The sequence below is a fragment of the Streptomyces atriruber genome, from assembly GCF_001418325.1.
GTDB classification, from domain to species: Bacteria; Actinomycetota; Actinomycetes; order Streptomycetales; family Streptomycetaceae; genus Streptomyces; species Streptomyces atriruber.
Genome location: NZ_LIPN01000294.1, coordinates 1 through 7,841 on the forward strand (window position 1 = coordinate 1; position 7,841 = coordinate 7,841).

At 72.8% G+C, this 7,841-nt stretch carries 6 protein-coding genes and 1 pseudogene; 2 read left to right on the forward strand and 5 right to left on the reverse strand.

What is annotated here, in order from left to right; all coding sequences use genetic code 11:
• Both AOK03_RS27835 and pepN read right to left on the reverse strand, forming a co-directional pair.
• Window positions 1-528, reverse strand: a pseudogene (locus tag AOK03_RS27835) (aspartate aminotransferase family protein); the annotation flags it as partial.
• 225 nt (window positions 529-753) lie between these two features.
• Window positions 754-3,333 (reverse strand): aminopeptidase N, encoded by a 2,580-nt coding sequence (pepN, locus tag AOK03_RS27840; protein WP_055568107.1) that lies wholly within the window; start codon window positions 3,331-3,333, stop codon window positions 754-756.
• 202 nt (window positions 3,334-3,535) lie between these two features.
• Between pepN and AOK03_RS27845 the strand changes: the two genes are divergently transcribed.
• Window positions 3,536-3,970, forward strand: coding sequence for a hypothetical protein (locus AOK03_RS27845; protein ID WP_055568108.1), 435 nt, complete (start codon window positions 3,536-3,538; stop codon window positions 3,968-3,970).
• Between the two features lie 55 nt (window positions 3,971-4,025).
• On the opposite strand, the gene AOK03_RS27850 is transcribed toward AOK03_RS27845, so the two are convergent.
• The 3 genes from AOK03_RS27850 to AOK03_RS27860 all read right to left on the reverse strand — a co-directional run bounded on the left by AOK03_RS27850 (window position 4,026) and on the right by AOK03_RS27860 (window position 5,897).
• Entirely contained in the window at window positions 4,026-4,451 is a 426-nt protein-coding gene (locus AOK03_RS27850) for a hypothetical protein (RefSeq protein WP_055568109.1), read from the reverse strand.
• A gap of 115 nt (window positions 4,452-4,566) precedes the next feature.
• The gene (locus AOK03_RS27855; protein ID WP_244177779.1) at window positions 4,567-4,977 is read right to left on the reverse strand and encodes a chorismate mutase; all 411 of its coding nucleotides are present in this window, start codon (window positions 4,975-4,977) and stop codon (window positions 4,567-4,569) included.
• An 11-nt stretch (window positions 4,978-4,988) separates the two neighbouring features.
• Window positions 4,989-5,897: an AraC family transcriptional regulator gene (locus AOK03_RS27860; RefSeq protein WP_055568110.1), complete on the reverse strand. Its 909-nt coding sequence runs from the start codon at window positions 5,895-5,897 to the stop codon at window positions 4,989-4,991.
• A gap of 141 nt (window positions 5,898-6,038) precedes the next feature.
• Between AOK03_RS27860 and AOK03_RS27865 the strand changes: the two genes are divergently transcribed.
• On the forward strand, window positions 6,039-7,808 hold the full coding sequence (locus tag AOK03_RS27865) for a glycoside hydrolase family 35 protein (RefSeq protein WP_055568111.1): 1,770 nt from the start codon (window positions 6,039-6,041) through the stop codon (window positions 7,806-7,808).
• Window positions 7,809-7,841 lie beyond the last annotated feature (33 nt).

Consider the following 7,841-nt stretch of genomic DNA (forward strand, 5'->3'; position numbering starts at 1 on the left):
GCGCACGGGGCCGCGGGCGGTGGGGGCCTCGCGGGCGAGGAGCAGGGCGAGCTGGTTGGCCTCGGTGCCGCCGGTGGTGATCAGGGCGTCGCCGCCGTCGTGGATCTCGGCGGCGAGGGCGCGGGTGACGAGTGCTTCGAGTGCGGTCGCGGCGGGGGCCTGGTCCCAGGAGTCCATGGAGGGGTTGAGGGCGGACGCGGCGAGGTCGGCGGCGGTGGCGACGGCGAGCGGCGGGCAGTGCAGATGGGCCGCGCACAGCGGTTCCGCGGGGTCGGCGGCGCCTTCGGTGAGGGCGTGGATCAGGGTGCGCAGCGCCGTTTCGGGCCCGGTGCCCCGGTCGGGGAGGACGGGGTGGGCGGCGGCGCGGACGCGTGCGGCGACGGCTTCGGGCCCGCCCGCGGGGAGGGGCCCGCCGCGGGCGGTGGCCCCCTCGCGGAGCGCGCCGAGCGCGATGTCGAGCAACGGCCTCAGGGCATCGGCTCCTCGGGCGCCTCCGGCGAGGGGCGGCGGGATGCGCGGAGTACTCATGGGGCTGTCCTTCGGGTGCGCGCGTACAGGAGCACCAGCCTGTACGCCGCGCGGGCGGTACGCCCGAATACTCCGGCGAAGGGAACCCGAAAGTGGTATTGCCGTGCGGAGGAAACGTGTGGGGACTGCCCGGGGTGCTAGGGACTGTCCGGCGAAGCCGGGGGACGTGCGCGCCGTGGCTCGCGGCCCCCGGTCCTCGGTCGGCTGCCCGGTGCCCGGTGCCGGTCAGTCGTTCTCCTCGCCGGCCCCGTTCCCCCGGACGCGCAGCGCCCGTGCCAGGTCGTCGAGTTGGTCGACGAGCTTGCGGCGCAGGGCGGGCGTGGGCTCGGCGTCGCGCAGGCACCGTTCGCCGAGGCGGAGCGTCTCGGCGTCCACGAAGGGGGCGGGGAAGGCGTACCGTCCGGCGGCCTCGGCCATGGCGGGTCCGCGGCGTCCGGCGAGGGCGACGGCGTCCTCGTAGTAGCGGGGGATGTACTCCCGGACGAGTTCGGCCTGTTCGGGCTGCCAGAAGCCCTGTGCGGTGGCGGTGAAGAGGTAGTTGGACAGGTCGTCGGAGCCGAACATGGCGTCCCACGCGGCTCGCTTGGCCGCGGCGTCGGGCAGTGCGGCGCGGCAGCGTGCGGCGCCCTCCTGTCCGGTGGCGCTGGGGTCCCGCGCCAGTTCCGCGGCGATGGCGGCCTCGTCGGCGGCGTCGAGGACGGCGAGCCGGGCGAGGATGCGCCAGCGCAGCTCGGGGTCGAGTTCGGGGCCGCCGGGCACGGTGCCCTCGCCGAGCCAGGCCTGGAGGGGCGCCGCCTGGGTGGCGACGTCGATGAAGCCGCGGACGGCGGTGAGGCGCAGGCCGGGGTTCGAGCCGTCCTCGGTGCGGCGGATCAGGTCGCGGCAGAGCTCGCCGAGGAGGGCGAGGGCGGCGGGGCGCTCCTCGGTGGCGGTGTAGCGGTCGGCGATGTGGAGGGTGGCGAAGGTGAGGACGCCCTGGACGATGGCGAGGTCGGTCTCCTCGGGGAGGTGGGCGCGGGCGGTCTCCAGGTAGGCGGCGCCTTCGAGCTCGCCGTCGCGGACCATGTCGCGCAGGCTGTTCCACAGGACGGCGCGGGTGAGCGCGTCGGGGACGCCGGAGAGCGCGCGCAGGGCGGTCTCCTGGGACACCTCGTCGAGGCGGATCTTGGCGTAGGTGAGGTCCTGGTCGTTGGGGACGATCAGGGCGGGGCGGCCGCCGTCGCGTGCGGTGGCGGCCGCGGTGGCGGGGACGTCCGTCTCGAAGCGTTCGCGCAGGACGAGGGTGCCGCCGTCGGAGAGGTCGCGGTCGTAGACGCCGACGGCGATGCGGTGGGGGCGGCCGCTCTCCCTGCCGGGGCCGCCTTCATCGCCGGGGCTGCCTGCCCTGCCGGGGTCGCCGTCCCGGTCGACGGTGAGCGTCCACGTTCGTCCGTTGTGGGTGACGTCCGGGGTGAGGGTGTCGACGCCGGTGGTGCGCAGCCAGGCCTCGGCCCAGGCGTGCACGTCGCGGTCGGTGGCGTGGGCGAGGGAGTCGATGAAGTCGGCGAGGGTGGCGTTGCCGAACTTGTGCCGGGCGAAGTGGGTGTTGATGCCCGCGAGGAAGTCCTTCTCGCCGAGCCAGGCGACGAGCTGGCGCAGCGCGCTGGCCCCCTTGGCGTACGAGATGCCGTCGAAGTTGAGCATCGCGGACGCGGTGTCGGGCACGGCGTCGGGGTCGGGGGCCACAGGGTGGGTGGAGGGGCGCTGGTCGGCGTCGTACCCCCAGGACTTGCGGGCGACGCCGAAGTCGGTCCAGGGGTCGGTGAAGCGGGTGGCTTCGGCGGTGGTCTGGAAGCCCATGTACTCGGCGAAGGACTCGTTGAGCCAGATGTCGTCCCACCAGCGGAGGGTGACGAGGTCGCCGAACCACATGTGGGCCATTTCGTGGGCGATGACCATGGCGCGGGTCTGGCGCTCGGTGTCGGTGACGGCGGAGCGGTAGATGAACTCGTCGCGGAAGGTGACGAGTCCGGGGTTCTCCATGGCGCCCGCGTTGAACTCGGGGACGAACGCCTGGTCGTAGGAGTCGAAGGGGTAGGGCTCCTCGAACTTCTCGTGGTAGCGGTCGTAGCAGGCGCGGGTGATGTCGAGGATCTCCTCGGCGTCGGCGTCCATGTGGGGGGCGAGCGAGCGACGGCAGTGGATACCGAAGGGCAGGCCGCGGTGTTCGGTGCGGACCGAGTGCCAGGGACCCGCGGCGACGGCGACGAGGTAGGTGGAGACGAGGGGGGTGGGCGCGGCCCGCCAGGTGCCGTCGCCGAGGTGCTCGGTGACGCCGTTGGCGAGGACGGTCCAGTTCTCCGGTGCGGTGACGGTCAGCTCGAAGACGGCCTTCAGGTCGGGCTGGTCGAAGGCCGCGAAGACGCGTTGCACGTCTTCCATGAAGAGCTGTGTGTAGGTGTACGTCTCGCCGTCGGTGGGGTCGGTGAAGCGGTGCATGCCTTCGCCGGTGCGGGAGTAGCGCATCGCGGCGTCGATCCGGAGTACGTGTTCGCCTGCGGTGAGTCCGTCGAGGGCGAGGCGGTTGTCGACGAGGGCGGAGGTCTCCAGAGGGTGCCCGTCGAGGGTGACCGTGCGCAGCTCGGCGGGCTTGAGCTCGACGAAGGTGGCGCCTGCGGTGCGGGCGCTGAAGCGGATGACGGTCCGGGAGTCGAAGGTGTCGCGGGCGGCGTCGGCCGCCCGGGTCAGATCGAGCTCGACCGTGTACCGGTGGACGTCGATGAGCTGGGCTCGGGTCTGCGCTTCGTCGCGCGTCAGTACGGGCATGGGCCCATGCTGCCCGATGGTGCCGGACCGGTGTAGGGCTGTCCCCTCTCGGGACCGCGCCGTGCGCTCCGAGGTCGGTACCGCGAGGGTTTACCCGGAATCAACCCCCTGGTGGACGTTCTTGCTCCGTCGGCATGTCACCGTGACCGGTGCTTGATGGCACGCGAAGACATGGCTGTTCGTCATCACAGGGGGATCTCACATGCGACTCAAGCTCTTGAGTGCTGCCGCGGGGCTGGCCGCACTGCTCACGGCGGGCCTCACCGCGCCCGCCGCCCAGGCCGCCGACGACGTGCAGGTTCTGGCCTCGCGCAACGTCACGGCCAAGACGTCCGACCGCGCGCCCGGTGGCTACATGTCCGTGAAGGTCAGCTATTTCGCCCAGGGCGTCGATCAGGCCGGAGACACGTACTACCGCGGATCGGTCAGGGGGCACGTCGAGGACCTGGAGGGCGACGGATACTGCGCCAGGGCCCAGGCCTGGTACGACGGAGTCACGTACAACATCTCGGATGCCGCATGCCCCAAGGGAAATGCCAGGCCGGCGGCGAGCACCTTCGATTTCACCTACAGGGCGCTGGTTCGGGTGTGCCTGTGGAAGGGGAACCGGGTGCACTACTGCAGCTCGTGGAAGTAGGTACGGCGAGCTGCTGCCGGCCGCCCGGTGGGTGGCCGGCCGGGGCATCGGGCGGCTAGCTGGAGCAGCCGGGCAGCTGGGCCCGCGCGGACTCGGCGACCTTCTCGCCGTTGACGTACATCTCGCTGTAGATGCCGCGGACGTAGACGATCGCGTTGTAGCAGGCGCCTGCCGCGTCCAGCGATCCCACGGAGAAGAACTGCTTGTTGTAGCCGAACTCCTTGTCCGGGTTGAAGGCCACGTCGGACCAGATCCTGATCTCCACGGTGGCGTTCCCGCAGCCGCCGCCGCGTCGTTCGACGGTGGCCCTGGCCCTGCCGAATCCGTCGCTGACGGGTACGTGCGCGGTGTTGGTGCACGGCAGGGAGCGGGACGGCTCGGAGGGTGTGCCGGCCGGCGCCGAGTGGGCGGGCGCGGCGACGAGAGCGGGCAGGACGAGGAGTGCGGCTGCGGCGATGCCGCGCAGCGAGTTCTTGATCATGTACCGGTGATAGCGGTCCGCTGCGGGCGGTGGCGGGCGAAGCGGAGATCCGTCACTCGCGCGGGCGGATTAGTCGCACTGAGGAAACGACACGGCAGTTCTCACTGCGCGTGCTTCACGCAGGGCGGCTTCCGTCGCTGGTCAGGGGCTGCTCGGCGATCTGCTCGTGGTGCCTGATCACTTCGGCGATGATGAAGTTGAGCAGCTTCTCGGCGAAGGCCGGGTCGAGTTTGGCGCTCTCGGCGAGCTCGCGCAGGCGGGCGATCTGGCGGGACTCGCGGGTCGGGTCGGCGGGCGGCAGCTGGTGCTGGGCCTTGAGGTGGCCGACCTGCTGGGTGCACTTGAAGCGTTCGGCGAGCATGTGGACGACGGCGGCGTCGATGTTGTCGATGCTGTCGCGCAGGCGGGACAGCTCGGCGCGCACGGCCTCGTCCGTCGCCGCGGCGGGGCTCGCGCCCGTGGCCGCGCCCGAGCCGTCGCTCGTGCCGTTCACGCTGTTGTCGTCACTGGTGTGGCTGGTGGTCATGGTCCACGAGCCTACGTGGCCGGTCCGGGGCCGCCACCGGCGGAAGAGCGCAAAATGGGTGGGTGCTCGGGGTCGGGTATCTGGTGCGACCAGCCGCCGGGTACGGCCCTTCCCTGCTGGTCGCGGAAGCGTACGGGGGCCATGCCGACCCGGCGGGTGAAAAGGCGCGAAAAGTACGCCGGGTCGTCGTATCCGACGCGGCGGGCGACGGCGGCCACGGGCAGTTCGGTGGCGGCGAGGAGCTCCTTGGCGCGGCCCAGGCGGATGCCGAGGAGGTAGTCCTTGGGGCTGCAGCCGGCGCCGCGGCGCACGGCGGTGCGCAGTTCCGCGGGGGTCATGCCGTGCCGGGCGGCGTGCTCGGCGACGGACAGGGGCTGGAAGGCGTCGCGGGCCAGGGCCTGCAGGACGGGGTCGCCGTCGGGCGCGATGTCGGCGCGGGCGCGGCGCAGCGCGACGAGGAGTTCGTGGACGGCGGCACCGGTCTCCACCTCCAGGAGGGGGTTGCCGCGACGGGCCGCGCGGGCGATGCGGGCGACGACGGAGCGGGCGCCCGCCGCGTCGGAGAGCGGCACGACGGGCCGGGTGGGCTCGATGTAGCCGAGCTCGGTGTACGTGGCGGTGGCGGGCCCGGTGAAGTCGACGAAGCACTCGTCCCAGCCGGTGTCGGGGTCGGGTCCGTAGTGGTGGCGTGCGCCGGGGGTGAGCCAGATCAGGGCGGGTGCGGTGACGGTGGTGCGGCGTCCGTCGGGGCCGCGGAACCAGCCGCCTCCGGAGCTGACGACGACGGCGACGTGGTGGTCGAGGGTGCGCGGGCCCACGGTCGGCAGGATGCCGTGCTGCAGGCCGACGCCGAGGCAGGCGAGACCGAGCTTGTGGTGGGCCGGGCTGGGGGTGAAATACCGCATCCACGTGTGGTACATCCGCGTATGTCCCTTCCTGGATGCGTTCAGTTCCGCGCCGCGTCCGGTTCCCTCGCTGCGTCCAACCGGACCCGATCTTTGTCCATGGACCCTGCCGCCCGCCAGAGGTGATCGTGGGCGAGACGTGAGCGAGAGGACGCGATGAACGGGTTCAGGGTCGGCGAGGACGATTTCGAGGTGGACGGGCGGCCGGTGCGGCTGCTCTCCGGTGCGCTGCACTACTTCCGGGTGCACGAGGCGCAGTGGGGGCACCGGCTGGCGATGCTGCGGGCGATGGGGCTCAACTGTGTGGAGACGTACGTCCCGTGGAACCTGCACGAGCCGCGCCCCGGCACGTACCGCGACGTCGAGGCGCTCGGCCGGTTCCTGGACGCGGCGCACGAGGCGGGTCTGTGGGCGATCGTGCGGCCGGGTCCCTACATCTGCGCGGAGTGGGAGAACGGCGGGCTGCCGCACTGGCTGACGGGTGCGGTGGGGGCGCGGGCGCGGACGCGCGACGAGGAGTACCTGGGGCATGTGAGCCGCTGGTTCCGGCGGCTCCTGCCGCAGGTCGTGGCGCGCCAGCGGTCCGTGACCTCCGGGCCCTGCGGGCCGGGCGGCGGGCCGGTGATCATGGTGCAGGTCGAGAACGAGTACGGCAGCTACGGCTCGGACCGGGTGTACCTGCGCCGGCTGGCGGACCTGCTGCTCGCGGAGGGCGTGGAGGTGCCGCTGTTCACCTCGGACGGGCCCGAGGACCACATGCTGACCGGGGGCTCGGTGCCGGGCATCCTGGCGACGGCCAACTTCGGGTCGGGGGCACGGGCGGGTTTCGGCACGCTGCGCAGGCACCGTCCCAAGGGCCCGCTGATGTGCATGGAGTTCTGGTGCGGTTGGTTCGACCACTGGGGTACGGACCACGTCGTGCGGGACGCCGAGGACGCCGCGGCGGCGCTGCGCGAGATCCTGGAGTGCGGGGCGTCGGTGAACCTGTACATGGCGCACGGCGGCACGAACTTCGCGGGCTGGGCGGGCGCCAACCGGGGCGGCGGCTCGTTGCACGACGGGGAGCTGCAGCCGGACGTCACGTCGTACGACTACGACGCGCCCGTCGACGAGTTCGGCCGGGCCACGCCCAAGTTCTGGGCGTTCAGGAAGGTCCTCGCGCCGTACGCGTCCGCTCCCCCGCCCGAGCCGCCCCCGCCGCCGCCCGCGCTGGAGACGCCCGTGTCGGCGGCCCTGCCGGACTGGTGCCCGCTGGACGCGGTCCTGGAGGCCCTGGGCGGCCCGGAGTCGGAGCACGCCGTCCCGCCCACGTTCGAGGACCTCGACGTGGACCGCGGGCTGGTGCGGTACGCGGTGACGGTGCCGGGTCCGCGGGAGCCGTATCCGCTGCGCGTGCGGGGGCTGCGGGACCGGGCGGTGGTGTACGTCGACGGGAAGCGGGCCGGTGTCCTGACGGAGGGCACGCCGACCGTGCCGGATCCCGTGGCGGGGCACGCGCGCGTGGAGCTGTGGGTGGAGTCGCTGGGGCGGGTCAACTACGGTCCGCGGACGGGAGAGCGCAAGGGGATCACCGGGGGGATCCTGCACGAGCGGCAGTATCTGCACGGGGTGCGGGCGCGGGCGCTGCGGCTCGACGCGTTCGACGTGCCGTCGGCGGTGCGGGCGGTGCCTGCGGCGGGTCCCGGGGAGGGGCGTCCGGGGCTGTACCGGGGCACGGTCGAGGTCGGCTCCCCCGGGGACGCCGCCCTGGAGCTGCCCGGCTGGACGCGCGGCTTCGTGTGGGTGAACGGCTTCAACCTGGGCCGCTACTGGTCGGCGGGCCCGCAGACGACGCTGTACGTGCCCGGTCCCGTGCTGCGGGCCGGGGCGAACGAGGTGTGGGTCCTCGAACTGGAGGAGGGCGGGGAGCGGATCGGGCTGGCATGAGGACGAGGACGACCGGGCCCGCCCCCTCAGGAG

Coding starts and splice junctions, on each gene's coding strand:
- AOK03_RS27850 (WP_055568109.1), bottom strand. CDS start 4,451: ATGATCAAGAACTCGCTGCGCGGCATCGCCGCAGCCGCACTCCTCGTC.
- pepN (WP_055568107.1), bottom strand. CDS start 3,333: ATGCCCGTACTGACGCGCGACGAAGCGCAGACCCGAGCCCAGCTCATC.
- AOK03_RS27855 (WP_244177779.1), bottom strand. CDS start 4,977: ATGACCACCAGCCACACCAGTGACGACAACAGCGTGAACGGCACGAGC.
- AOK03_RS27845 (WP_055568108.1), top strand. CDS start 3,536: ATGCGACTCAAGCTCTTGAGTGCTGCCGCGGGGCTGGCCGCACTGCTC.
- AOK03_RS27865 (WP_055568111.1), top strand. CDS start 6,039: ATGAACGGGTTCAGGGTCGGCGAGGACGATTTCGAGGTGGACGGGCGG.
- AOK03_RS27860 (WP_055568110.1), bottom strand. CDS start 5,897: ATGTACCACACGTGGATGCGGTATTTCACCCCCAGCCCGGCCCACCAC.